Below are 26,525 nucleotides of genomic sequence, written 5' to 3' on the forward strand. Positions count from 1 at the left end.
CGTCAAGCCTGAGCGCGAAGGATGCAACGAGAGTGGTTTTCATGGCTCGCGTTCTTGAGCTTGCGGAGCGGATCAGAAGCCAGGCTGAGGCGAGCGGGGCAGTGGAGGGGCAGTTGGCCGTGTCGCTCATGGCGCCCCCGGGGCGGGTGGGGCTGCACGGCGGCGCGAGGGCCGGGGGGACGGCCGCGAGCGCCGTCGCGGCGGCGCTGTGCGCGGCGCGGATCATCGCGGCCACCTCCGAGAGCGGGTGAGCAAGCGGGCGAAGAGGCGGCGAGCGAAGCGGAGGCGGGTGGCCACCGTCGGCCTCGGGAGCAACAGCGCTGCGCGCCGGCCGTTGGCCTTGTCGCGGTAGTGCGAAGCCTGTCGCGAGGCGACCCCGGCGAGCCAGGGGCGGGGGCCGTCGGCGGGAGCCAGAGCGGGGGAGGGGCGGAAGCGACCGGCGCGCATGCTGCGCCACGCGCCGAGGACGATCCTCCGTGAGGTCGTCGAGATCGGCGGGGAGAACGCCGCGGGCGCGGAGGAAGCGGCGGATGAGCGGGCGCCGCCTCTTGGCTCAGAATTGGCACGCTTTGCCGCGGACGCTGTCCGTGTGGTGATGGACTCGGCAAGCTGCGGCCATTTGAACAATCCGGCCGCTGATCGGCCGGGCCATCGCAGGGCCACTTCTTCGGCTCGGAGGGGCAGCACATCGAGGGTCGGCTCGCGCCTTCATGGGGCGTGGAGCAGGCACGCCCCTGCGCTGGTCTCCTTGACACGGCGGGGTAGCTGTCAGATACGCTACTTTGCCACGATGAGTGGGGGCGGTAAGACGTGGTGGAGTCGGAGTTCAAGGCGCTCCACGCTGGGGCGGCGGTCAGCGGCCCGGGGGGCTAATGACGGAGAGAGGACCGCGATCGATGATGTCGGTGCAGATTATCGTGATCCGCATATCTTTGTGCCCGAGCAGCGTCTGAATCGTCCGGATGTCGGTGCCCGCCTCCAGCAAGTGGGTCGCGGAGCTGTGGCGGAGGGTATGGCACGTCGCGCCCTCGGCGAGCCCCGCCGCGCGTCCGGCACCGTGCACGACCCTCTGCAATGCCGATTCGTGCAGGTGGTAGAGGATTCGTCGCGCAAGGCTTGGTGGAGCCGATCCGAGACGCCATCCTGCTGCCAGTCGCGCAGCCTGCGCCAGCACGTCATGCCGCTGCCGCCGAGCTCCTGCGGGAGATATTCCCAAGGCATCTCTGTTTTGAGAACAAACAAGGTCCCGGTTGGGGCGATTTCATCAGGCGTACTCGGTCGGTCCCCCTGCGGCTTCGGCCGGCGGTCATGCAAGATACCGAAGGCAACACCGTCATCTTGCACAAGCTCAGAAAGAGCACATGAAGCCGGCGCCGGGCGAGCGTCAGGGACCGCCCATTCCGGATCGCGCCTGGACCGGCTGCGCGGATCGCGGGCAAGCCCGCTCGGGTCCCGCGAGGAGGTGAACGATGCGTGAGCCGGGCGGCCTGCATTGCTCGAAAGCCGTTGCGCTTCCACGGACGAGCCCGCTCCCGTCGCGGAGTGTGCCGGGGCCTTACACCTCATCGCCCTGAGCCAGCGACACGCGAGGCGCTCGCCCTCGGCAGCGGCGCGGCGCCGCGGAGCCTCTTCCCATGGCTGGGCGCCTGGGTAATCTCGGACGCTCGGGAGGTGGGTCACGAACAAGAACAGCGCATCGAGCCCGCGCGCGCGGGCGACGACAACGAAGTCCACGGCAGCCAGGAAGAGCAGCGCCGAGGAGCCGAAGAAGGCCGCCGCGCCCCGAAAGGCCGCCGCGCCGAAGGCGAAGGCCGCCGCGAAGCCGAAAGCTGCGCCGCGCAAGAAGGAGCCGCCGCCCTCGCCGGTGCCGAGGCTCCTCGGCGTCCTCGAGTCGCAGCGGCAGCTCGGCGGCGCGTCGTACCCGCCGACGCTCGAGCGGCTCGCGGAGCTGACCGGTGAGAAGCCCGCGGAGACGAGCAAGGCGCTGAATCACAAGGACGCGAAGGGGCGCGTGCTGCTCTCCCGCGCCGCAGGCGGCAAGAAGAAGCCAGCGCCCGGCACCACGCTCGTGCTGCTCGCGGACGACCTCCAGGCGGTCGCGCAGTCCGATCGGCTCCTGGAGCTGCAGCTCCAGTCAGCGCGCAAGGCCGACGCGCCCGCGGTCGATCTGGCGCAGCTCCCCAAGGGCCTCTTCCCTGCCCTGAGCCGCGCGTTCAAGGCGGCGCTCGAGCAGCGCATCGCCGAGCGCCGGGTTCCGCGGACCATCGGCGTCCTGACCGGCAAGAAACCGCTGTTCTTCTTCATCGCAGACGCCGTCCTCCCGGCCGCCGGCGCGCCGGCGCTCCCCGCTGCGGCGGCGCCCGACGGCGCTCCGCGCCCCTCGGCCTCCAACGGCGCCCGCGACACGGCCTCCCATGGCGCACCCGACGCGGCCTCCCATGGCGCCCGCGACACGGCGTCCAACGGCGCCCGCCCCGCATCCCCCAACGGCGCCCGCCCCGCATCCCCCAACGGCGCCCGCGCCTCTACTACCTCCAACGGCGCCGCCCAGCCGCCCCCCGTCCCCTCCCGCGACGCCACCCCCGCCCCCGCTGCCGCCCCGGCCGTCTCGTTCGCCGATCGCTTCGACGCCGCCTTCACCGCCCTCGACCGCGACGCCGGCGGCCACAACTACGTCACCCTCCGCGCCCTCCGCGCGGCGCTCCCCGACGTCCCGCGCGCCGTCTTCGACGCGGAGCTCGCCGCCCTCCGTCGCCAGCGGCGCTACTCGCTCGATCCGTCCGACGGCCGCCACCACCAGATGGCCGACGCCGAGCGCGAGGCCGGCATCATGGAGGCAGGCAACCTGCTCGTCTACGTCGCGCGGAGGCACGACGCATGAGCAGCGAGGAGCCGACGTTCGAGCGCTTCCTCGCGGCGGTCCGGGGCACCAACCCGTTCCGCAGCCACCGCATCACCGACGTCGGGAGCGGCGAGGCCACGGTCGAGTCGATCCACAAGAACGCCTTCAACAGGCTCACGCGCGTCGTGCAGGACGCCGCGAAGGAGCCAGTCAGCATCGGCGCGCTGCTCATCGGCGCGCCCGGCGTCGGCAAGAGCCACCTGCTCGCGCGGCTGTTCCAGTGGGCCGGCGAAGACAAGGCCACGGTCGTCTACCTGCACAACATCCTCGCCTCGCCCGAGCGGATGCTCCGGTACGTGCTCAACGCGACCGTCAGCGACCTCGCCGGGCACCGCGGGAGCGACTACACGCAGTCGCGCCTCTACACCATCCTCAACCGCGCCCTCATCAAGACAGGCTCGTTCAAGGGCCGCAAGATGATGACAGGGCCCAAGGAGATCGAGGCGCGCAAGGAGGCCCTCACCCGGCTCGGCGCCAAGATCGACCCGCAGAACACCGTCGTCCCCGTGCTCAACGCGTTCCTCACCGGGACGTCGCACGCGAGCCTCGGCGACGCCAGCGCCGAGAAGCGCGCCGACGCGGCGGTGCTCTGGCTCTCCGGCGAGACGCTCGGGCCCGACGAGGCGCGCCTGCTCGACCAGGCCGCCGGCGAGGAAGGCCTCGCCCTCGCGGACGACGCGGCCGTGGAGCGCGTCCTCCACGTCCTCGCGCACCTGTGCGCGCTCGCCGAGCTCCCGCTCGTGCTCTGCCTCGACCAGGTCGACAACCTCGATCCGGACGCCGTGCGCGCCCTGATGTCGTACGCGCACGCGCTGCTCGACCGGGCAAAGCACCTCGTCCTGATCGTCTCCGGCGTGAAGCAGTCCATGCTCTCCCTGCGCACCGGCGAGGTGATCCCGGCGGCCGCGTGGGACCGGATCGCGGAGCGCATCCTCGAGCTGCACATGATCTCGCCCGAGGAAGCCCGCGCCATCCTCGAGGGGCGGCTCGACGCCGCGCTCTCCGGCTTCGAGGAGAAGGAGATCGAGGAGGTCATCGCCGCGCGCAAGCTCGACAAGCTGTTCCCGCTCGGCAGCGGGTGGCTCGCGCACCGCCTCCACGACGTGCAGGAGCTCCGGCCGCGCGACGCGATCCTCTGGGCGCGCGACCGCTGGGAAGCGCAGCAGGACCGGCTCGCGGCCGCCGGCGGCAAGCGCTGGCTCCGGGAGTGGCCCGGCCCCGGCGTCGAACCGAAGCCGGACGGGGAGAAGCTCGAGGACGTCGTCGACGCCGAGGTGAAGAAGAAGCTCGTCGAGGGCACGACCCGCCGCCGGCTGCAGCAGGCGTCGCTGCCGCCCGACGAGGACAACCTCGCGAGCCTGACGTACCACCTGCTCGCGCGGTGCGCCGGCCAGGGCGGCGCGACGCTCCTGAGCATCGAGCACCTCACCGCGAAGAGGCGGGGCAAGACCCCGGCGTATCACCTCCTCGCCAAGGAGAAGCGCGCGGACGGCGTGGTCGTGACCACGGGCGTGACCTTCCTCTGCGCGCCGAGCGGGCACGGCGCCCGGCTGCCGCTCCAGCGCATGGCCGAGGACACGAAGCACACGGACAAGCGCATCCTGGTCACCGACGAGGAGCGCCGGCCGCTGCGCCTCGGCGGCGCCGGCAAGGCCGCGTACGACGCGCTCTGCAAGCTGGGCCGCCAGCGCTTCCTCCACCTCCACCTCGACTTCGCCGGGCACGCGGAGCTCGACTCGCTGGTGGGGCTCCTCGGCGCCGCGAGGAGCCAGGACCTCGAGATCGAGCACCCGCGCGGGCAGTACCGCAAGGTGACCGAAGCCGAGGTGATCGCGTCCTTCCAGCGCCAGAGCCTCTTGCTCGCGCACCCGCTGCTGCGCGAGCTGCTCACCGAGGAGATCGTGAAGAGCGGCACGGACACGGTGCCGCCCCCGGCGTGGGATCCGCAGCAGACGCGGGAGCACATCATGGCCGAGCTGTCGTGGCGCCTCGGCATGATGACGAGGGAGCTCGCGCAGATCTTCGCGAGCAGGAAGAAGCTGTCGGAGAAGCGCTTCCCGGAGGTCTGGGCGCACATCAAGAAGACGGCGCAGGCGCTCCATGACGAGGGCCACGTCCACGCGACGGCGACGGACGACGACCTCTTCGTGCAGCTGCGGGGCAGGAAGTGAGGCTCGTCCACGTCAACGTGACCCAGCTCCGCGTCGCGGCGACGTGCCCGAGGCTCCACTGGTTCGACACGCGCGCGACGGCCGCGCGGCGCGACGGGCAGAAGGTCGTGAGCCGCATCTGGCGCAAGGGCGGGGAGGCGCCCGGCTGCGGCGCGCTGTTCCACACCGCGGTGGAGCGCTTCAACGCCGCCGCGGCGAGCTCGGACGAGGTGCTGTCGGCGCTGGAGGCCGCCCGCGACGTCGCCGGCCTCCAGCAGGCGCTGATGCGCTGGTTCAACGCCTCCTGCCTGGACCTCGACGCGCTCGCGGCGCGCCCGGTGCCGCTGCGGCTGGGCTTCATCTCGGCGGTGCAGGTCTACATGGAGGAGCTCGCGCGGCTGGCGGTGCACGCGAGGGCGGCCGGCCTGCCCGCGGCGGAGCTGCGGGGTCAGCTCTTCGGGGACTCGCGCAAGCGGGTCGACGTGACGTTCCACGTGGGGGAGGACGTCCACGTCCACGTGACCGGCGCGATCGACTACGTGTACTTCGATCCGCGGCTCGGGAAGCACCGCATCGTCGACTACAAGCTCACGCCCGCGACCTCCCCGAACAGCGATCTGTTCCAGGTCTTCACGTACGCGCTGATGCACCACCACCAGCACGGCACCCGGCCGGACGTGGCGGTGTTCTATCTGCATCCCACGCGCAGCGTCCGGGAGGCGCGCTGGGAGGAGGTCGAGGCGAAGCGCGGCAAGGTCCACGAGCTCATCGCCAGCATGGTGGCCTGGTCCGACCACGCGCTGGGGGCCGGGGGGCTGCTGCCGCCTGGCGACCGCGCGTACTGCGACGGCTGCAAGCACGAGCGCTCCGGGGCCTGCGTCGCGGAGCTCGGCCCCAAGGACAGGGGCGCGTGGGACCGGCGCTGGACGGCGCTCGAGGCGACCACCGGCGGCGGCGGCGCGCCGGGGGAGCGCGAGCGGGTCGCGGCCGCCGCGCAGGTGGCGACCGGCGAGCCGGTGGCGGACGAGCCGATGGTGGACGAAGATCCCGAGCTCGAAGAGGCGCTGGCGGTGGTGAAGCCGGCCGCCGAGCGCGCGAGGCCGGCGGCGGGGCCGAGCCGGGGGCAGGAGGCGCCGGCGGAGGCGCCGCGGGGCGGTGCGCGCGCGAAGCCGGCGGAGGCGCCGCCGAGCCGTGGGCAGAAGGCGCCGCCGGGCGCTGCGCGCGCGAAGCCGGCGGAGGCGCCGCCGGCGGGTGAGCCCTCGACGCCCGCGGCGGGCGACACGAAAGCGACGCCGCCGGAGGCCCGGACCGCGAACGTCACCGGCATGCTCCTCGGGTTCGACGACGGCGGCGCGCCCGTCTGCATGGATCCCGCGGTGCTGCGGACGCACGTCTCGGTCGTCGGCGCGGCGGGGAGCGGCAAGACCTGGATGGCCAAGGTCATCGCGGAGGAGGCGCTGCGCGCCGGCGTCCCCGTGCTCGCGATCGATCCGCAGGGCGATCTCGTCCAGATGATGGAGGCGCGCCCGCGCGCGGACATGCCGGCGGAGCTGCACCGCGCGTGGGAGGAGCTCCAGGAGCGGATGGAGCCGCGCATCCTCACGCCGGGGTCCTCGCACGGCCTCCGGCTCTGCCTCGATCCGCTGCGGCTCCCGAGCGCGAGCGAGCTGTCGCACATCGCCAACCCCGCGCTCCGCGCCGAGGAGGAGGAGGGCCTGCTCGTCGCCGTGGCGGCCAACCTCGTCAGCCTGTGCGCGTGCGGCGGCGAGGAGGAGTCGCAGCGGACGTTCCTCTACCAGGTGCTGCGGCAGCTGCCGCGCGCGGCGCCGGTCCGGCTGAGAGACATCGTCGCCGCCGTCACCGCCCCGGAGGACCTGGGCATCGACGAGGCGGATACCTTGATCCGCAAGTCCGAGCGCGAGCGGCTCGCGCGCCGCCTCAACACGTTCGTGCAGGGCCCTTCCGCGCGGCTGTTCACGGGGGGCACGCGCCTCGACTTCACCGAGCTGCTCCGGCCTTCGAAGCCCGGGCGCGTCCCGCTCAACATCGTTTACCTGAACGCGCTCAGCAACGACGACGAGAAGCACTTCTTCCTCGCGGCGCTCGCGACCGAGCTGTACCGCTGGATGATCACCACGGTCGACGCGAGCACCGGCGGCGGGGTGAACCTGCTCTTCTACATCGACGAGGCGCGCGACTGGATCCCGGCCGGCGGCAGCAAGCCGCCCGCCAAGCAGCCGCTCATCCGGCTCTTCACGCAGGGCAGGAAGTACGGCGTGGGCTGCCTGCTCTGCACCCAGAGCCCTCGCTCGGTGGACTACAACGTCTTCGGCAACACGAGCACGAAGCTCATCGGGCGGCTCGAGGCGGCCCAGGACGTGGACCGCGTGATCGACTGGTTCACGAACGAGGGCGGGGCCCCCTCCTGGGTCGCCGCGCGCAAAGGGGCGCCGAAGGGGAGCTTCGTGGCGCGCTGGCCCGACATGCCCGCGGAGCTCTCGGGGCGCGCGTTCAAGGGAAGGACGCTGTTCACGCGGCACGCCGGCGCGTGGTCGCCCGACCGGGTGGAGCGGGCCGTCACCGAGGCGGGGCTCCGCGGGACGGGCGGGGTGACGGCGGGTGAGGGGAGGGGCGCGGGTGAGGGCGGGGGACGGAGCGCGGGGGGGTGACGGAGCGAGGGCGGGGGTGAGGCGAGGTTACGTGATCTCACCAGCGAGGGTCTCCCCATGATCGAGGTGCTGGCGCCGCGGCCGTTCGAGGGCGCGACAGGTCCGAAGCTCTTCCTGGCCGGATCCATCGACAACGGCCAGGCCGAGATGTGGCAGGCGAGCGTCGCGCAGGAGCTCGCCGATCTCGACGTGGTGATCCTCAACCCGCGGCGCGAGCGGTGGGAGCCTGACTGGGCGCAGAGCCTCGACAACCCGAGCTTCGTCGAGCAGGTCACGTGGGAGCTCCGCGGGCTCGAGGAAGCGGACGTCATCCTGATGTACTTCGCGGCGGGCTCGAAGGCGCCGATCAGCCTGCTGGAGCTCGGCCTGTTCGGCCGCTCCGGGAAGATGCATGTCGTCTGTCCGGAGGGGTTCTGGCGGAAAGGCAACGTGGACGTCGTATGTGAGCGGTACGCGATCCCGCGCTATGCGACGCTGGCCGAGGGCCTGCGCGCGGTGCGGGGCGCGCTCCAGCGCAAGGCTGGCGGCTAGTACGTTGTTGCCCAAGGGCGAATTTGCGGAAGCGAACCGGCGCGATCCGTTTCACCTTCCATGACGGCAAGGGGCTCCAGGGCTCGGGCGCGAAGCCTGGGCAGCTGATCGGAAAGAACGTCTTCGATCTCTACGGGCAGGATCCGGCCGCGAGGAGTCGATGCGGCGCGCGCTGGCGGGAGAGGCCCCGGAGAACAGCACCGAGTCTCATGGCGTGATCTGGCGTGGTGGCTGCTCCCCGCGCTGGACGAGCGCGGCGCTCCGAACGGCGCGGTCACGGTGACCTTCGACGTCACGGATGGTCGAGCAGCGAGAGCGCGAGCTCCGGGCGAAGCTCGACATGATCAACGCTCAGCAGCAGGTCATTCGCGCCCTCTCGACGCTCATCATCGAGGTCTGAGATCGCGTGTTGACGCTCCCGAGGGTCGGCGTCGTCGACAGCGTCCGGACCTCCGAGGCGCTGGCGCGTCCAGGCCCGCCCCTGGTACCGGAACCGGAACCGGAACCGGAAGAGGATAGGCGAGGCGAAGAGGGCAGCCCGTGCCTGGTACACCGCGCGCGCCGGCGGTCGTCGGATTTCTGACGGGCTCGTGATCATGGCGCCGCCGCGCGGGCATTCACTGAATTGCTGTCCGACGTTCGGCGCTGGCGTCCGCCATCCCATTGCCCGGTCCCGGCGGGATCCTGCTCCACGACCCCCTCACGAGGAGCGCTCAACATGCGTCTAGGCACTGCACGTCCCACGATCTCTTTGGCCTTGTTCGCAGCGCTGCCCTGGGCGCTCGCCGCCTGCGGCACCGGAGGCGGACCGGATCCTGTCGGTTCGGGAGGAAGCCCTGCAGCCGGCACGGGGGGCGTCGGCGGCAGCGGCACCGGAGGGGCGCCGTCGGTCACTGGTGGAGCGTCCTCTTCGGGCGGTGCCTCGACCGGGACGGGCGGTGCCCCGACCGGCACGGGCGGTGCCCCGACCGGGACGGGCGGTGCCCCGACCGGGACGGGCGGTGCCCCGACCGGGACGGGCGGCGACGTGGCGACGGGCGCCAGCACCGGTGGTGGGGGCCCGGTCGGAACGGGCGGAGCGCCGGGAACCGGTGGTACCGACGGCAGTGGCGGCGGCGGCAGCGCCGCGAGCGGCGAGTGGGGCCAGGTAGAAAACCCTGGAGCCGGGTGCACCGTCGGACCGATGCCGAGCGTCGCTTCGCTCACGGCGAACGCGAAGCTGCCGGACCCCTTCAAGAAGATGGACGGCACCCGCATCGCCGACAAGAGCGAGTGGGCTTGCCGGCGCGAAGAGATCCTCCAGCAAGCCTACAAGTTCATCTACGGCGACAAGCCCGTCCCGGCCGAGGGATCCGTGTCGGGTTCCGTGAGCGACAGCCGGATCACGGTCGAGGTCAACGATGGCGGCGGCAGCACCTCGTTCAACCTCACCGTGAACATGAACGGGGCGACGGCGCCCGCCCCGGCCATCATCGGCTACGGCGGCCTGAGCGGCATGCCAGTTCCGAGAGGCGTCGCGACGATCACCTTCACCGCGGTCGAGTCGACGGGCGGCAGCGGCGCGAAGAACGGGCCGTTCTACAGCGTGTACGGTCCGGACCATCCCGCGGGTTACCTCACGGCGCAGGCCTGGCAGATCAGCCGCGTCCTCGACGTCTTGGAGCAGAACCCCGGCGTCATCGATCCGTACCGGGTGGGTGTGACGGGTTGCTCACGCTGGGGCAAGGGTGCCTTCGTCGCCGGCGTGCTCGACAACCGCATCGCCTTGACCATCCCGGTGGAGTCGGGTCTCGGGGGCACGGTTGGCCTGCGCCTCGTCGAGGTGCTCGATAGCTACAGCGGCGCCGAATGGCCCTATCATGGCATCAGCTACGTCCGCTGGCTTTCGGAGGCGGCGCTCGGTCAGTTCACCACGGGCAATAACGCTGGGGCCGACAACACGAACAAGCTGCCCGTCGACATGCACGAGATGATGGGCCTCATCGCTCCACGCGGCCTCTACATCGTGGACAACCCGAGCACCACGTACAACGGGCTCGATCGGAACTCGGCCTGGGTCACCGCCAACGTCGGCAAGATGATCTTCGAGGCGCTCGGCGTCGGAGATCACATGGCCTACACGGGCGCAGGTGGGGGCCACTGCAGCTGGCGCTCGCAGTACACTGCGTCCCTCAACGCCATGATCGACAAGTTTCTGAAGGGCAACGACGCTACGGCGACGGGCAATTTCGCCACGGACCTGCCCAACCGGACCAACCACCTGGACCACATCGACTGGACACCGCCGACGCTCACCGGCGAGCTTTGATCCAGCGCGGAGGTAGCACATGAATCATAACTCGTTCCGCTCTCTCGGGGTCGCTCTGGCCCTGACGCTGGGCGCTTGCGGCCCTGGCCAAAACAGCGACGCCGCGGGCGGCACCGGAGGTGGTGGAGCCTCGGGCAGCGCGGTGGGCTCGGGCGGCCAGAGCCCCGCGGGAGGCGCCGGCGGCACGCCGCAAGAGACCGGCGGCGCCTCATCGGGCGGCGCCAGCGGCGGCGCGACGCCGACCGGCGGGGCGGGGCCGAGCGGCGGCACCTCCAGCGGCGGTGGACCCGGCGCGACCACCGGCGGAGCGTCGGGGTCGGGCGGCGCTCCGGGTGGCGACTGCACGCGCGAGCTCCTGGATGGCCTCCTGGACGACTACTTCGCCGCCCTCGCCGTCGGGGATCCTTCCAGCCTACCCCTGGCAGAAGGCGTGAAGTTCACCGAAAACGCCATGCAGGCCGAGATCGGCACGACGGACTTCTGGAGGAACGCTGGCGAGGTGAAGCATTCGCAGCGTGCCCTGGACACCGAGGCGTGCAGCGCCGGCGCTCAGGCGGTGATTCCGGAAGGCGGGGAGGATCTTCCCGTCGCCCTCCGCATCAAGGTGGAAGGTTCGGAGATCACGGAGATCGAGACGATCGTCGTCCGCCCGGGCGACTACACGGCATCCTTCGCGGTCGCTTCGGATCCCGCCGCGATCATCGCCATCTCGGACGACATCGGTTGGCACGACGAGGTCCCGGAGGCCGAGCGGGCCACCCGGGAAGCGCTGACGAGCTGGATCGACAAGTACTTCCGCGCGTTCCCCGCCGGCGTCTGCGATGTCACGGCAGCCTGCAAGCGCCTGGAGAACGGGGGCGGCAATTTCTCTTGCCGCACCGGAGCATCCTGCAGCGCCGGCGATCCTGGGTCCGGCGGCACCTTCATCCCGCGCGTCATCCTGGCCGACGAGGTGCGCGGCATCGCCATCGGTCTCACCATGTTCGACTTCATGACGGACGGGCATCTGGACATGCATATGATCAAGATGTCCGGCGGTGAGGTGCACGCCGTCCACGCCATCCTGCGCGACACGAACGGCGTGTCCGGCTGGCAGTGATGGCGACCTCCCTCGCCGCGCGCGTCGAACCGCCGCCCAGCTGACGCTCAGCAGGGTACAGCTATACGGTAGGACGCCTTCCGCTTGGTGCTACATCGCGGAAATCGCAGGCCGGCAGCGGCGACGACCGCATGCGTCCTGCGACGCCAAGGCATCCTTGCTGAAATGGACGCTGTTCGCCCGTCATACCCATGAGACATGCTTCCACTCGGCGGCACGGCTCTGGCGGGCGGAGGTCGAGGAGGACATGAAGCGGAGCCGCGTGGACATTCGTGGTTGCGCCCCGGGTGCTGGGCTCCCGCTACAGCGCTCGCGACAGTGACCTCGTCACCCTGGCCCAGCGGATCGAGGCGGACGGAGTCGCCCCGGGCCGATCTGGCGCCGCGCAGCCCGCCCGGTCATGCGATCTCAGTTCGTCGTGGCCGCCGCCAGCGCTTGCCCGAAGATCCGCGCCACCTCGTCGATCTGCGCCGCCGTGATGATCAGCGGCGGCAGGAACCGCACCACGCTCCCGTGGCGCCCGCCGAGCTCCACGATCAGCCCCCGCCGCAGGCACTCGCGCTGCACGCGCACGGCGAGCTCGGGGTGGGCAGGGCGCGCGCCGAGCGCGTCGGGCATCGCCCCCGCGTCCACGAGCTCCACGCCGAGCATCAGGCCGCGCCCGCGCACCTCGCCGATGCACGCAAACTCCCTCGCGAGCGCCGCGAGCTCCAGCTGGAGCCGCGCGCCGAGCTCCGCGGCCGCCGCGTCCAGGCGCTCGGCGCGCAGGACCGCGAGCGTGGCCGAGCCCGCCGCCATCGCCAGCTGGTTGCCGCGGAACGTGCCCGCGTGGGCGCCCGGGCGCCAGGTGTCGAGTCGCTCGTGATACACGACCACCGAGAGCGGCAGTCCGCCGCCCAGCGCCTTCGACAGGACCAGCACGTCCGGCTCGATGCCGGCGTGCTCGAAGGCGAACATGCGCCCCGTGCGGCCAAAGCCCGTCTGCACCTCGTCGAGGATCAGCGGGATGTCATGGCGCGTCGCCAGCCCCCGCAGCCCCTTCAGCCAGGCCACGGGCGCCGGGATCACGCCCCCCTCGCCCTGCACCGCTTCGAGGATGATGGCGGCAGGCCTGGGCACGCCGCCCTCCGGGTCGGACAGCAGGTTGTCCATGTACGCGAGCGAGGCCGCGACGCCGGCGTCGCCGCCGAGACCGAACGGGCAGCGGTAATCGTACGGATACGGCATGAACTGGACGCCGTGCAGGCTGGAGCCGAGCGCCACCTTCGGCCCGAGATTGCCCATCAGGGTGAGCGCGCCTTGCGTCATGCCATGGTAAGCGCCCTGGAAGGCGATCACCGTGCCGCGCCCGGTCGCGGTCCTGGCCAGCTTCAGCGCTGCTTCCACGCCGTCGGCCCCGGTGGGGCCGCAGAACTGGATGCGCGCATGGCGGGCAAAGGTCGCCGGCAGCGCGCCGAGCACGTCCTGCATGAAGCGATCCTTGACGGGCGTGGTGAGGTCGAGCGTGTGCAACGGCAGACCGGAGTGCAGCGTCCGCACCATGACATCGAGCACCGCCGGGTGGTTGTGCCCGAGCGCCAGGGTGCCGGCCCCGGCCAGACAATCGATGAACACGCGCCCCTCGACGTCCTCCACGTACACCCCCTGCGCGCGCGCGAGCGCCAGGGGCAGCCGCCGCGGATACGAGCGGGCGTTCGATTCGCGCTGTCGCTGCCGCTCGAGCAAGGGGTGATCCCCCAGCTCGTACAGCGCGCGCCGCCGGTGGCGCTCGCCGAGCTCGATGGCGAGGCCCGCATGGAGAGGCGATCTGGACGCCGCCGGGAACTGGTCCAATGCAGGCGAACTGGAAACTGCAGATAGGCTCATCGGGTACTCCCTAGTGAGAAGGATGGGTTGACTCCGCGCGCTCCGAGGCGCGCTCCGCGAGGGCCAGGACCTCCAGGGTCTCGCGGACGCGCACATGCACGTCAGCCCCTTGCACCGCGGCGAGGTGATCGCCGGAAACCATGGCTGTATGGACCGCTCCAGCCGTGTATTGCTGCCAGTCCACGGGCGGCCCGCCGTGGCGCTCGATCGTCTCCTCGCTCCACCACACGTGGATCGGCGCGCCGAGGCACCGCGGCGGCAGGCCGTTCAGGAGCAGGGCCGCGTCCCGGAGCAGCGCATACCGGTGGTGGAACGCGGCGGGCGGCAGGTCGCCCGGCACGAGGCCGTGTGCCTGCGCCCACCGCACCGCCTCGTTCACCCGGTCGACATCGCAGAGCCCCCGCAGCCGCTCCCGCAGCGCGTCCAGCTCCGCCGGCGAGAGCGCGAAGAGCGCCGCCCGGCGGTCCGGCGCCACATACTCCGCGAGCTCCTCCACGACGTCGGGCTCGCCCGCCGCGTAGACGCGCGTGCGCGGCTGCGTGTCCAGGATGCCAAGGAAGGCGACCGGCTCGCCCTGCTCCTCCAGCACCCGCGCGACGACGAGCGCCAGCACGCCGCCGAGAGACCACCCGAGGAGGCGGTAAGGCCCGCGGGGCTGCCGCTCCCGGATCTCGCGCGCCAGGTGCTCGGCGATCCGCCGGATCGACGGCGCGCCGGCCTCGCGCGCGAGCGCCGGGCCGAGCTCGAGCCCGAGCACGGGCTGGTCGTCGCCGAGGGCGCCGGCGAGGCCCTCGTAGGCGGTGACGTGCCGGCCCGTGGGGTCCACGCAGAAGAGCGGCGGGCGCGACCCGGCCGCGCGGAGCGCCACGACGCTCGACGCCGGGCGCCCCGGGTCGATGAGCCGGGCGAGCCCCGCCACGGTCGGCGCCTCGAAGATCGCCATCAACGACAAGGAGCCGCCGAGCGCCTGCTGGATCCGGTGCATCAGCGGGATCGCCATCAGCGAGTGCCCGCCGAGGTCGAAGAAGTCGTCCTCGACGCCCACCTGCGGGCGCCCCAGGACGTCGGCCCAGATCGCCGCGAGCGCCTCCTCGACCTGCGTGCGCGGCGCGACGTACTCCCGCCGCCGGCGCGCGGCAGGGGCGGGCAGCGCCCTTCGATCCACCTTGCCGTTGGCGGTGAGCGGCAGCGCGTGCAGCAGCACGAAGGCGCTCGGGTGCATGTACTCGGGGAGCCGCTCCCGGAGGAACCCGCGCAGCGCGGCCTCGTCGAGCGCTCCCTCGCGGGGGACGACGTAGGCGACGATCGCGCGCCCGCCCGCGCCGTCCTCCCGGGCGACGACCACCGCCTGCCCGACCGCGGGGTGCTCCCGGACGCGCGCCTCGATCTCGCCGATCTCCACGCGATAGCCGCGGATCTTCACCTGATGGTCGCGCCGGCCCATGAACTCGATCGCGCCGTCGGGCCGGTACCGCGCCCGATCACCCGTCCGGTAGAGGCGCGCGCCCACGCCGAAGGGGTGCGGCACGAACCGCTCCGCGGTCAGATCCGGCTGATCGAGGTACCCGCGCGCCATCCCGGCCCCGCCCAGGTACAGCTCGCCCACCGTGCCCGCCGGCGCCGGCTCCAGGCGCTCGTCGAGGACGTACGCCTCGGCGTCGGCGAGCGGGCGGCCGATCGGCACCGAGGCGCACCCGCGCCGGTCGCCGAGCGCGCGCAGCGGCATCACCAGCGCGCCCACCGTCGTCTCGGTCGGCCCGTAGTGGTTGGCCACGGCGCAGCCGCTCGACAGCGCCGCGATCCGCTCGACGAGCGCGAACGGCAGCGCCTCGCCGCCCAGCACCAGCAGCCGCCGCGGCAGCACCGCCGCGCCCTCGCCCGTCTCGAGCAGCGCGCTCAGGTGCGACGGCACGATCTTGAGCACGTCGATCGGCCAGCGCCGGTAGTACTCCGAGAAGAGCCTGCCGTCGGTGGCCGTCTCGTAGCCGATCACGTGGAGGCACCCGCCGGTGGCGAGCGAGGCGAAGATGCTCGTGTTGCCGAGATCCGCGCTCAGCGTCGAGACGGTCGCGAAGTGCAGCCCGGCCTCGATCCCGAGCGCCTCGCACACCGAGCGGGTGTAGGTGGCGACCCCGCGGTGCGTGACCGCGACGCCCTTGGGCTCGCCCGTCGAGCCCGACGTGAAGACGACCGACGCGAGATCGTCGAGCAGCACCGGCGCGGCCGGGTCCTCGGAGGGCTCCCCGTCGAGCAGCGCCGCGTCGTCCAGCGAGAGGAAGGCGCAGCCGGCGTCCGGCAGCCGGGCGCGGGCAGGGGCGTTCGTGAGCAGAAAGGAGAAGCCCGCGCGGCGGATCTGCTGGCCGAGCCGGTGCACGGGGGCGTGCGGGTCGAGCGGCACGTAGGCGCCGCCGGCCTTGAGGATGCCCAGGAGGCCCGCGATCATGTCCACCGAGCGCTCGCAGCAGAGGCCGACCGGGCTGCCGCCGCCGACGCCGCGCCGGCGGAGGTGGTGCGCGATCCGGTTGGCCTGCCGGTTCAGCTCCCCGTAGGTCAGCCGCCGATCGCCCGCGACCACGGCCAGCGCGTCGGGCTGCCGCGCCGCGTGCTCCTCGAACGACGCGTGCAAGCACCGCGGGGGCGCGGCGTCGTGCGCCGCCCCCCGGCCCTCCGAGAGCCGCCGCGCCCGCTCCGCGAGGCCGAGCAGGCCGAGGCGCGCGACAGGCGCCGACCAGGCCTCGGCCGCGCTGCCGAGCAGCGCCCGGTACTGCTCGGCCATCGCCAGGACGCCCTCCGCGCCGCAGCGGCGCGCGTCGTGCCAGAGCGAGAGGCGCACGCGGCCCCGCCCGCGCTGGGCCGAGAGCGCGAGCTTGAGCCCGCCCGCGCCCGTGCACTGGCGCTCGACGTGCCATGCGAGGCCGCCCGCCACCCTGGGCTCCGGGAGCGAGGAGAACTCGAAGCCGACGGTGCTCCCGGCCCCCCCGCCATCCGCCGGCGGGTCGGGGTTCCAGCACTCCTCGTCCTCTGCCGCCTCCTCGACGCCGGCCTGCGCCCGGAGCACCAGCTCGGCGAACCGCTGCGCGTCGTCCACGCGGCACGGCACCGGGAGCCACTTGGCCACCGGGCCCATGACCTCCTGGACGTCCTCCAGCCTCCGCCCGGCCGACGCCACGGCGACGACGAGCTCCCGCGACCCGGTGAGGCGCGCGAGGTGGACCTGCCAGGCCGCGAGCAGGACCGACGCGAGCGAGGCGCCCTCGCCGCGGGCCAGCGACTCCAGCCGGCCGAGCAGCGCCGCGTCGACCTCGATGTCGACGACCTCGCCGGAAGCGCCGCCCTCCTCGGCGGCGCCCTCGAACGGGAGGACGACGGGCACCCCCGCGGGCGCCGGGGCGCTCTCGGCCGAGCCGACGAGATCGTTCTGCCACTCGGCGAACTGGGCGTACTGCACGGGCTCCGCCCCGGCCTCGCGCCGATCGCCGGCGTAGGCCTCGGCCAGCTCGCGGAACAGGAGGTCCAGCGTCCACGCGTCGGCGGCGAGCGCGGGCGCGGCGACGAGCAGGTCGTGCAGCCGCTCGGCGCGGCGCACGAGCCACACGTGGAGCAGCGGCCCGCGCTCGAGGTCGGCCCCGAGCCGCGCGGCCTCGCGCCAGAGCGCCTCGACGTGCGCTTCCTGCTCGCCGGCCGCGCGGCCTCCCAGATCCACCCGGCGCCACGCGGGCGCCGCCCCGCCGACGGCCTGCAGCGGGAACTTGAGGCGCGGATCCCGGCGGAACGTCGTCCTCAGGATCTCGTGGCGCGCGACGACCTCGCCGAGGGCGCCGGCCAGCCGCGCGGCGTCGAGGTCTCCCTCCAGGCGGATCAACCCGCGCGCGAACACCGTGGCGCCGCTCCGGTGGAGCGCCCACAGGCGCCGCTGCTGCGGCGACAGGCGCACGCCCTGGACGCTGGGCCCGAGCTCGCTGACCTGCGTCGTCATGACGCCACCGCGCCCTGCGACGCCTGCTCGGCCGTCACCATCTCGCCCATGGCCACCACGATCTTCCGCGGGCCCGAGAACGGATCGCGGCCGTGGGCCACGAGCATGTTGTCGAGCAGGATGAGGTCGCCCTCCTGCCACGGGAACCGCACGGCGCAGCGCTCGTACGCCTCGCCGAGCGCGCGCGTCGTCTCGGCCTCGATCGGCGCGCCGTCGCCGTAGCAGACGTTGCGAGGCAGCCACTCCTCGCCGACCATGGCCAGGAGCGACTCGCGCACCGGCGCCTCCAGGTACGCCGGGTGGTGCAGCTGGATCTGGTTGAAGAACACCTGCTCTCCCGTCTTCGGGTGCGAGAGCACGGCCGGGCCGCGCTGGCTGATCCGCAGCCGGCCGCCCGCGAGCCACTCGCACCGCATGCCGCCCGCGCGGCAGCGCTCCTCGACGACCGCGGGATCCGTCGTGTGGAAGAAGTCCTGCCAGGCCACGTCGAAGCCCGGCGTGAAGTTCCGCACGTAGAGCAGCCCCGACCGCCGGAAGCGCTCGCGGACGTCGGGCGCGAGCGCGTCGTACAGCCGCCGGCAGTCCACGATCGGCGTCGCGCCGCCCTCCGGCGCGGCCTGCACGCAGAAGAACCACTGCTTGAGCGGCCAGCGCGGCAGGTGCGAGCTCTCGTTGTGGAACAGGATGGCCTTGTCGGCCGGGTAGGGGGTCGAGCTGTAGATGTGCTGCCCGGTCTTCTCCCGCGGAAGATCGCCGTACTCGCCGAACAGCTCGCCGCAGATGGCCTGCGCGACCTGCTCGAACTCCGGGGCCGACTTGATCGGGAAGCCGCGGAACAGGACGGCCCCGTGCCGGAGCAGCTGCGCCTCGACGAACGCCCGCTCCTCGCGGGCCCATGCGGCGAGGTCCACGTCGTCCACCGCCGGCTTCACGACCAGCGGCAGCGGCCCGTCGCCGAGCGTGCTGGTCGCGACCAGCGCGCTCGGGCCCACGTCCACCTTGCGGGGGGTGATGCGCTTGAGGCTCCGGAGCCGGCCCTCGTCGCGCGCGCGTCCTTCCACGGTGCGTTCCTTCCTCTCCGCTGCCGCGAGCGCCGTCACCCGGCGGTCGGGGTCGTCCACGATGGCCCGCAGCACGGCCATGAAGTGGGCCGCCATCCCTGCGATGGTCGGCGGCTCGAACAGATCGGCGCGGTACTTCCACGCGCACGTGAGCCCCTCGTCCGTCTCCTCGACGAACACGCCGAGGTCGAACCGCGACACCTCCCGGTCGAGCTCCACGGCGCTGAAGCGGACCCCGGGCAGCGAGACCTCGGACGCCGGGACGTTCTGCAGCACGAACAGGGTCTGCACGAGGGGGTGGCGGCCGGGCTCGCGGGGCGGGCGCAGGGCGTCGACGACCTGCTCGAACGGCAGATCCTGGTGCGCGTACGCGTCGAGCGTGACCTCCCGGACGCGCTGAAGGAGCTCCCGGAACGTCGGCAGGCCGCCGAGATCCGTGCGCAGGACCAGCAGGTTGACGAAGAACCCGATCAGCCCCTCGATCTCGGCGCGGTTGCGGCCGGCGACGTCGGTCCCGACGAGGAGGTCGCTCTGGCCCGTGCGCCCGAGGAGCACGACCTCGAACGCGGCGAGCAGCGTCATGAAGAGCGTCGCGCCCTCGCGCCGGCCGAGCGCGCGCAGCGCGTCGGAGAGCGCGCGGTCCACCGCGATCGTGTGGCGCGCGCCGCGGTAGCTCGCCGCGGCGGGCCGCGGGTGATCCGGGCGCAGATCGAGCGCCGGCGGGTGCCCCGAGAGCCGCTCGCGCCAGGCGCCGAGGAGCGCCTCGCGGACCGGTCCCTGCATCCACCGCCGCTGCCAGACGGCGAAGTCTGCGTACTGGACCGGCAGCGGCCGCAGCGCCGGCGGCCGTCCGGCCCTCGCCGCGGCGTACAGCTCGGCCAGCTCCGCGACGAGCACGTTCATCGTCCAGCCGTCGGCCACGATGTGGTGCACGACGACGACCAGCACGAGCTCGTCCTCGCGGAGCTTGATCGCGGTCACCCGCAGGAGCGGCCCGCGACCGAGGTCGAACGGCCGCTCCGCGCGACCTTCGGCCAGGCGCTGGACCGCCGCGCCGTGCTCCGCGGCGGGCGCCGCCGACAGGTCCACCACCTCGAACGCAGGGGCGCCCTCGGGGTCGATCACCTGCACCGGCTCGCCGGAGGCCACGCCGAACGTGGTCCGCAGCGACTCGTGGCGCCGGACGAGCGCGACGAGGCTCTCCCTCAGCAGCGCGATGTCGAGCTCCCCCTCGACGCGCACGGCCGCGGTCATGTTGTAGCCGGCGCTGTCGGGCTCGAGCTGGGACAGGAACCACAGCCGCTGCTGCGCGAACGAGAGCGGCAGCGGCCCCTGCCGCGGCGCGGGGACGATCGGCGGCGCCCCGGTCGCCAGCGCGCCAGCAGGATGGCCGAGGCGCTGATCGACGTCGCGGGCGAGCTCCGCCACGGTGGGGTGGTCGAACAGGCTGCGCAGCGGCAGCTCGACGCCGAGCGCCTTGCGCACGCGCGACGTCACCTGCGTGGCCAGGAGCGAGTGCCCGCCCAGGTCGAAGAAGCCCGCGTGGACGGGGACCCTGTCGAGCCCCAGCACCTCCGCCCAGATGCGCGCGAGGGCTTGCTCCGTCGGCGTCCGCGGGGCGGCGCCCGCCGCGTCGCTCGCCCCGGCCGCGGGCGCCTCCGGCGCCGGCAGCGCCTTGCGGTCCACCTTGCCGTTCGGCGTGAGCGGCAGCGCGGGCAGGGCGACGAAGACGGGCGGCACCATGTAGTCGGGCAGCGTCTCCTTCAGGAAGCCGCGCAGGCGCTCCGGCGCCGGGGGCTCGCCGGCGGCGCCGACGACGTAGGCGACGAGGCGCTTGCCGGCGGGGCCCTCCTCCCGGACCGCGACGACGGCCTCGCGGACCTCCGGGTGCTGCGCGAGGCGCGCCTCGATCTCCCCGAGCTCGATGCGGAACCCGCGGATCTTCACCTGGTGATCGCGCCGCCCCGCGAACTCGATCGCGCCGTCCGCGAGGCGCCGGCCGAGGTCTCCGGTCCGGTACATGCGCGCGCCGGGCGCGCCGCCGAACGGGTCGGGCACGAAGGCCTCCGCGGTCCGGGCGGGGTCGTTCAGGTAGCCTCGCCCCACGCCCACGCCAGCGACGCAGATCTCGCCGGTCACGCCGACGGGCGCGAGGTCGCCGCCGGTCACGACGTGGAGCCTCACGTTGGGCACGGGCCGGCCGATGGGCACGCGCGCGAGCTCGGGCGCAGGGGCCGCGGTGATCGCGTGCAGCGCCACGTCGTCGGCGCACTCGGCCGGCCCGTAGGCGTTCATGAGGGGGACGCGGGGGTACCGCTCGAACCACCGGCGGCAGAGCTCGGGCGTCAGGGCCTCGCCGGTGGGCAGCATCCACCGGAGGCGCGCGAATGCCTGCGCCTCGCGCGCCTCGCGCGCGTCAGCGCCCGCCGCCACGAGCTCCCGCAGGAGCGACGGGACCAGCTCGAGGACCGTGATCCCCTGCGCCTCGACCTCGTCCAGCAGGCGCCGCGGATCGCCCACGATCTCCTCGGGGACGATGTGCACGCGGCCGCCGCAGAGCAGCGCCGTCAGGAGCTGCCACACCGAGATGTCGAAGCACTGGGACGCTGTCTGCCCGATCACGTCCGAGGGGCCGAGCTCCAGCGCGGGGATCTTCCCCCACACGTTGTTGAGCATCCCCGCGTGCTCGACCATCGCCCCCTTCGGCACGCCGGTCGATCCGCTCGTGGTGATCACGTACGCGAGGTGCCCGGGGCCGGCGAGCGGCGGGAGGTTCTCCGCGGGCGCGGGCCCGCGCTGCGCGGAGAGGCGCTCGCGGGTCACGAACCGCGGCCGCGCCGGCTCCGGCAGGTGCGCGAGCGCCTTCCCGAGCCGCGGGACCCACGCCTCCGAGGTCACGACGACGGGCGCGCGGCTCGACGCGATGACGCCGGCGAGGCGCTGCTCCGGCTGGTGGGGATCGAGCGGGAGGTACGCGCCGCCGGCCTTGAGCACGCCGAGCAGCGCGACGAGCAGCTCGAGGTCGCGCGCCTCCAGGACGGCGACGATCGTGTCCGGACCCACGCCCTCTGCGCGCAGCGCGTGGGCGACCTGGTTGGCGGCGCGGTTCAGGGCCGCATAGGTGAGCCGGCGCCCGCGGCACGTGACGGCCTCCGCGTCCGGCGTCCGGCGCACCTGGGCCTCGAAGAGCGACACGTAGCCCGGGGCGGGGGGCTCAGCGCCCTTCGTGTCGTTCCACTCCAGCAGCTGCTGCCGGCGCTCGGGCTCGCTCAGGAGCGAGAGGTCGCCGAGGAGGGCCTCCGGGCGTCGGGCCATCGCCGACAGGAGCTGGACCAGGTGGCCCAGCATCCGCTCGACGGCGTCGTGATCGAACAGGCGCCGGTCGTACGAGAGCCGGATCCCGAGCCCCGCGCCCGGGTACGCCACGACCGTCATCGGGTAGTTCGTGTGGACCCGGTCCTGCTCGTAGGAGAGGCGGACGTCGCCCACCTGCTCCCCGAGGCGAGGATCCTTCGGCGCGTTCTCGAAGACGAGGAGGCTGTTGAACAGCGACTGCCCCTTCGGGAGCTCGCTCCACCGCTGGATCTCCACGAGCGGCGGGTACTCGAACTCGCGGATGCGGTAGTTGTGGGCCAGGAGGCCCTTGAGCCACGGCAGGAGCGGCTGCTCGGGCGACACGCGCACCCGCAGCGGCAGGCTGTTGATGAACAGGCCCACGATCGTCTCCACGCCGGGCAGATCGGTCGGCCGGCCCGCCACGGTCACGCCGAACACGACGTCGCGCTGGCCGCTGTAGCGGCTCAGGAGGAGCGCCCACGCCCCTTGCACGAGGGTGTTGGGCGTCAGCCCGTGCTGGTGCGCGAGGCCGAGCAGCGCCTCGGTCAGGTCCCCGGGCAGCTCGGCGAACGCGTCGCTCACCCCGGCCCCCGCGGGCGGCGCCGCTCCCTCGGGGAGGCCCCGGTCCACGCCGAGGGGCGTCGGCTCCGCGAAGCCGCGGAGCTCCTCGCGCCAGAACCGCTCGGCCGCCGGGAGGTCCTGCCGCGCGAGCCAGGCGATGTAGTCCCGGTAAGGGCGCGGCTCGGGCAGCTCCAGCGAGCGGCCCTCGCGGAGCGCCGCGTAGTACGACAGGCACTCCATCATCAGCACCGAGAAGCACCAGTCGTCCGTGAGGATGTGGTGGAAGCTCCGCACGATGCGGTAGGCGTCCTCCCGCACGCGGATCAGCCGGAGCCGCATGAGCGGCGCGCGGGTCATGTCGAGCCCCTCGGCGAGCTCGGCCTCGAGCGTCTCGGCGAGGCGCCGCTCCTGCTCGGCCTCGCTCTCGTCGCGCCAGTCGAGGATCTGGATCGCGCCGGAGAGGTCGACCTGCCGGTGGACGATCTGGAGCGGTCGCTCGAGGTCCTTCCAGACGAAGGACGTCCTCAGGATGGGGTGCCGCGCCGCCACCCGCCGCCAGGCCTCGACGACGAGGCCGGCGTCGAGCGCGCCGTGCCACACGTAGTGCTGCTGCATCAGGTAGATGCCCGAGCCCGGGTTCAGCAGGGTGTGGAAGAGCATCCCCTCCTGCATTGGCGAGAGCGGGTAGACGTCGTCGAGCCCCGACGCGTCCGGCAGGTTGCGCGCGATCTCGTCCTGCGTGAGGCCGCTCAGCGGGAACCGGGATGGCGCCTCCCCGGGCGGCTCGCCCGGCGGCGCTCCGGCCTGGCCCGGGCCCGCGGCGGCGGCGGAGCCCGTGACCGCGGCCGCCGCGGCGGCGGCCACGGTGGGGTGGTCGAACAGGTCCTTCGGGCTCAGCTTGACGCCGCGCTGGTTGGCGCGCGCGATGACCTGGAGGCTCCGGATGGAGTCGCCGCCGAGGGCGAAGAAGTTGTCGTGGATGCCGACCCGCTCCACGCGCAGGATGTCGGCCCAGATCTGGGCGAGGGTGGCCTCGACCTCGTTCCGCGGCGCGACGAAGCCGCGGGGGTCCGCCGCGCCCGCGCCGGCCCGCTCGGGCTCGGGCAGCGCCGCGCGGTCGATCTTCCCGTTCGCGGTGAGCGGCAGCGCCGGCAGCGCCACGATCGCGGCGGGCACCATGTAGTCGGGCAGCTGCAGCGCGAGCCGCGCGCGGAGCGCCGCCGCGTCGAGCGCCGCCGCCTCCCGGCCCACCACGTAGGCCACGAGGCGCACGGCCCCGCCGCCGTCCCGCGCCGCCACGACCGCCTCGCGCACCTCGGGCTGCTCGCGCAGGCGCGCCTCGATCTCGCCCAGCTCCACGCGGTGCCCGCGCAGCTTGATCTGGTGGTCGGTGCGCCCGAGGAACTCGATCGCGCCGTCCGCAAGGAGGCGCGCCCGATCCCCGGTGCGGTACAGGCGACCGCCCGCGGCGCCTCCGAACGGATCGGGAACGAAGCGCTCCGCCGTCAGCTCGGGGCGCGCGTGGTAGCCGCGCGTCACGCCAGCCCCGCCCAGGTAAAGCTCCCCGGGCACGCCCACCGGCACCGGTTCGAGGTTCGAACCCAGCACGTAAGCCTGGGTGTTGGGGAGCGGCCGGCCGATGGGCACCGTCGCGCCGGCGCGACCGCCCGCGGGGTCGATCGTCCATGTGAGCGAACCGACGGTCGTCTCGGTGGGGCCGTAGTGGTTCAGGACGGTGCAGCCCGGCGCGAGCGCCCGGATCCGCTCGATGAGCTCCCAGCTCGAGGCTTCGCCGCCGAGCACGAGGCAGCGCGCGGGCAGCACGCGCTCGGGGTGCGCTGCCTCGAGGAGCGCGGCGAGGTGGCTGGGGACGATCTTGAGCGCGTCGACCCCGTGGCGGCTCATGTACTCGGCGGTCGCGTCGGGATCGAAGATCCGCGCCTCGGAGAGGACGTGCAGCGTGCGGCCCGAGCAGAGCGCGCCGAAGAGCGACGTGTGCCCGAGGTCGGCGGCCACGCTCGAGACGAGCGCCATGCCGCCGCCCTCGGCGAGGGGCAGCCGCGCGAGCACGCCGCGCACGTAGTTCACGAGGTGGCGGTGCTCGACGGCCACGCCCTTCGGGCGCCCCGTCGAGCCCGAGGTGTAGATGAGGTAAGCGAGGTTCCCGGGCCGGGCTGCTCTGGCGTCGAGCGCGTCGAGCGCGCCGAGCGGCGCGTCGGGCTCGGTCGCGAGGGCGGCCGCGTCGCGGTCGAGGAAGAGCAACGCCGGCCCCGGCTCGTCGAACGCGCCGGCCCATCGCTCCTCGGTGATCAGGACGCGCGCGCCGCTGTCCTCCACCACGGCGCGGAGCCGCTCGCGCGGGAACTTCGGGTCGACGGGCACGTACGCGGCGCCGGCCTTGAGCACGCCGAGCAGCGCGACGATCAGCTCCGCCGAGCGCTCGATGCACAGGGCGACCCTGTCGTCGGGCCCCACGCCGAGCGCCCGCAGCCTTCGCGCCAGCTGGTTGGTCCTCCGGTCGAGCTCCCCGTAGGTGAGGGCCGTCCCCTCGCAGACGACGGCCAGCGCGCCGGGGCGCGCGGCGGCTTGCGCCTCGAAGAGCTCGTGGACGCAGGCGGGGGGGGACGCCGCGGCGGTCGCGTTCCAGTCGACGAGCAGGCGCCGGCGCTCCTCGCCGCTCACGAGCGGCAGCTCGGCCAGGCGGGCGCGCGGCCGCGCCGCCATCGCCTCGAGCAGCGCGCGGCACTGGCCGAGCAGGCTGGCCGCGGCGTCGTGCGCGAGGCGGCGGCGCTCGTAGCACAGGATCAGACCGAGCTCGCTCGACGGCTCGACGATGAGCGACAGCGGGTAGTTGTTGCGCCCGGCGGTGAGCAGGGCGCCGTCGACATGCCCGCCGCCAGGCCGGGGCAAGGCGCGGACGCGTACGTCCATCGGCGTTCCGCTCACGTCCTCCTCGGGGTAGCTGTCGAACACCACCAGCGTGTCGAAGAGCGACCTCCCGCCCGGCACCTCGCTCCAGCGCTGGACGAGGGACAGGGGGGTCCACTCGTGCTGGCGCAGCTCGCTGTTGCGGTCCTGCAGCCGCGAGAGCCAGGCGGCGAGCGGCTCGTGCTCGTCCACGCGGACCCGCACCGGCAGGGAGTTGATCAGCACGCCGACGATCGCCTCGGAGCCGGGGAGCTCCGGGGGGCGGCCCGACACCGTGGCGCCGAAGACGACGTCGGGCTCCCCGCTGTGCCGGGAGAGCAGGAGCGCCCAGGCGCCCTGCACGAGGGTGTTCAGCGTGACGCGCAGGCGGCGCGCGCAGGCCGCGAGCGCCTCCGTCTCCGCCCGCGAGAAGCGCAGCGCCTGCTCCGCGAACGGGAACGCTTCGTCGCCCGCCGCGGCCGCCGCCGGCCCGGCCTCCAGCGGTAGTGGCAGCGGCAGCGGCGTCGGCGCCCGGAACCCGGCCAGCGCATCGCGGAAGAACCGCTCGGCGGCCCCTTCGTCCTGGGCCTGCACCCAGGCCAGGTACTCCCTGTACGCGCGCGCCCGCGGCAGCTCGGGGACCGTGCCCCGCACGAGCGCCTGATAGACGATCAGCGCCTCTCGCAGCAGGAGGGCGAAGCTCCACCCGTCCAGCAAGAGGTGGTGATGGCTGTTGATGAAATAAAAGGCCTCCTCCTCGACCTGGACCAGCGTGAGCCGCATGAGGGGGGCCTTGAGCAGGTCGAAGCCGGCGCGCCGGTCCGCGGCCATGAGCGCGGCCAGGGCCTCCTCGCGCTCGCGCGCGTCGAGCCCGCGGAGGTCGTGGCGCGCCACCGGGATCGCCGCCCGCGGGCGGACGACCTGCACCGGCCTCGTCACGCCCTCCCAGGCGAAGCCGGTGCGCAGGATCGGGTGCCGCTCCGCGAGCGCCTGCCAGGCGCGCTCGAAGGTGTCCAGATCGAGCCGCCCCTCCAGGAGGAAGGCCGTCTGGATGAAGTACGGGTCAGCAGACCGGTCCGAGACCGCGTGAAAGAGCAATCCCTGCTGGAGCGGGGAGAGATAGTGAATCGACTCAACGTCTTTCTTCTTGTTCGTCATG

Annotated in this window: 11 protein-coding genes and 1 pseudogene; 7 read left to right on the forward strand and 5 right to left on the reverse strand. The window is 73.3% G+C overall.

What is annotated here, in order from left to right:
• Positions 1-113 precede the first annotated feature (113 nt).
• A complete protein-coding gene (locus tag WME89_RS49425) occupies positions 114-251 on the forward strand; it encodes a hypothetical protein (RefSeq protein WP_438006465.1) in 138 nt (45 codons plus the stop codon).
• A 602-nt stretch (positions 252-853) separates the two neighbouring features.
• On the opposite strand, the gene WME89_RS49430 is transcribed toward WME89_RS49425, so the two are convergent.
• Together WME89_RS49430 and WME89_RS49435 are read right to left on the reverse strand one after the other, a co-directional pair.
• Positions 854-1,174: a tyrosine-type recombinase/integrase gene (locus WME89_RS49430; protein WP_438006466.1), complete on the reverse strand. Its 321-nt coding sequence runs from the start codon at positions 1,172-1,174 to the stop codon at positions 854-856.
• Positions 1,111-1,344: pseudogene (locus tag WME89_RS49435) on the reverse strand (transposase); the annotation flags it as partial. The pseudogene WME89_RS49435 and the gene WME89_RS49430, both read right to left, overlap by 64 nt.
• Positions 1,345-1,864: 520 nt before the next feature.
• Between WME89_RS49435 and WME89_RS49440 the strand changes: the two are divergent.
• The 6 genes from WME89_RS49440 to WME89_RS49465 all read left to right on the forward strand — a co-directional run bounded on the left by WME89_RS49440 (position 1,865) and on the right by WME89_RS49465 (position 11,659).
• The gene (locus tag WME89_RS49440; RefSeq protein WP_438006467.1) at positions 1,865-2,881 is read left to right on the forward strand and encodes a hypothetical protein; all 1,017 of its coding nucleotides are present in this window, start codon (positions 1,865-1,867) and stop codon (positions 2,879-2,881) included.
• Positions 2,878-5,073 (forward strand): hypothetical protein, encoded by a 2,196-nt coding sequence (locus tag WME89_RS49445; protein WP_438006468.1) that lies wholly within the window; start codon positions 2,878-2,880, stop codon positions 5,071-5,073. The genes WME89_RS49440 and WME89_RS49445 overlap by 4 nt, the downstream gene beginning before the upstream one ends.
• Positions 5,070-7,721: a helicase HerA-like domain-containing protein gene (locus WME89_RS49450; protein WP_438006469.1), complete on the forward strand. Its 2,652-nt coding sequence runs from the start codon at positions 5,070-5,072 to the stop codon at positions 7,719-7,721. The genes WME89_RS49445 and WME89_RS49450 overlap by 4 nt, the downstream gene beginning before the upstream one ends.
• Before the next feature lie 57 nt (positions 7,722-7,778).
• Complete coding sequence (locus tag WME89_RS49455; RefSeq protein ID WP_438006470.1) at positions 7,779-8,252, forward strand: nucleoside 2-deoxyribosyltransferase domain-containing protein; 474 nt, start codon at positions 7,779-7,781, stop codon at positions 8,250-8,252.
• Between the two features lie 757 nt (positions 8,253-9,009).
• Complete coding sequence (locus WME89_RS49460) at positions 9,010-10,560, forward strand: glucuronyl esterase domain-containing protein (protein WP_438006471.1); 1,551 nt, start codon at positions 9,010-9,012, stop codon at positions 10,558-10,560.
• Positions 10,561-10,579: 19 nt separating this feature from the next.
• The gene (locus WME89_RS49465) at positions 10,580-11,659 is read left to right on the forward strand and encodes a hypothetical protein (protein WP_438006472.1); all 1,080 of its coding nucleotides are present in this window, start codon (positions 10,580-10,582) and stop codon (positions 11,657-11,659) included.
• Between the two features lie 408 nt (positions 11,660-12,067).
• Here the strand turns inward: WME89_RS49465 and WME89_RS49470 are convergent, their stop codons facing one another.
• Genes WME89_RS49470 through WME89_RS49480 form a run of 3 tightly spaced genes read right to left on the reverse strand, consistent with a single transcriptional unit; the run spans position 12,068 to position 26,524 of the window.
• Complete coding sequence (locus WME89_RS49470; RefSeq protein ID WP_438006473.1) at positions 12,068-13,525, reverse strand: diaminobutyrate--2-oxoglutarate transaminase; 1,458 nt, start codon at positions 13,523-13,525, stop codon at positions 12,068-12,070.
• A 10-nt stretch (positions 13,526-13,535) separates the two neighbouring features.
• The gene (locus tag WME89_RS49475) at positions 13,536-17,501 is read right to left on the reverse strand and encodes a non-ribosomal peptide synthetase (protein WP_438006474.1); all 3,966 of its coding nucleotides are present in this window, start codon (positions 17,499-17,501) and stop codon (positions 13,536-13,538) included.
• The gene (locus WME89_RS49480) at positions 17,498-26,524 is read right to left on the reverse strand and encodes an amino acid adenylation domain-containing protein (protein ID WP_438006475.1); all 9,027 of its coding nucleotides are present in this window, start codon (positions 26,522-26,524) and stop codon (positions 17,498-17,500) included. Before WME89_RS49480 ends, WME89_RS49475 begins: the two co-directional genes overlap by 4 nt.
• Between the last annotated feature and the right edge of the window lies 1 nt (position 26,525).

Origin of the sequence: Sorangium sp. So ce321, assembly GCF_051530195.1 — a bacterium.
Lineage (GTDB): Bacteria > Myxococcota_A > Polyangia > Polyangiales > Polyangiaceae > Sorangium.

Excerpts from the sequence above, each read along its gene's own strand:
- WME89_RS49480 (WP_438006475.1), bottom strand. The coding sequence starts at position 26,524 with ATGACGAACAAGAAGAAAGACGTTGAGTCGATTCACTATCTCTCCCCG.
- WME89_RS49475 (WP_438006474.1), bottom strand. The coding sequence starts at position 17,501 with ATGACGACGCAGGTCAGCGAGCTCGGGCCCAGCGTCCAGGGCGTGCGC.
- WME89_RS49470 (WP_438006473.1), bottom strand. The coding sequence starts at position 13,525 with ATGAGCCTATCTGCAGTTTCCAGTTCGCCTGCATTGGACCAGTTCCCG.
- WME89_RS49445 (WP_438006468.1), top strand. The coding sequence starts at position 2,878 with ATGAGCAGCGAGGAGCCGACGTTCGAGCGCTTCCTCGCGGCGGTCCGG.
- WME89_RS49455 (WP_438006470.1), top strand. The coding sequence starts at position 7,779 with ATGATCGAGGTGCTGGCGCCGCGGCCGTTCGAGGGCGCGACAGGTCCG.
- WME89_RS49465 (WP_438006472.1), top strand. The coding sequence starts at position 10,580 with ATGAATCATAACTCGTTCCGCTCTCTCGGGGTCGCTCTGGCCCTGACG.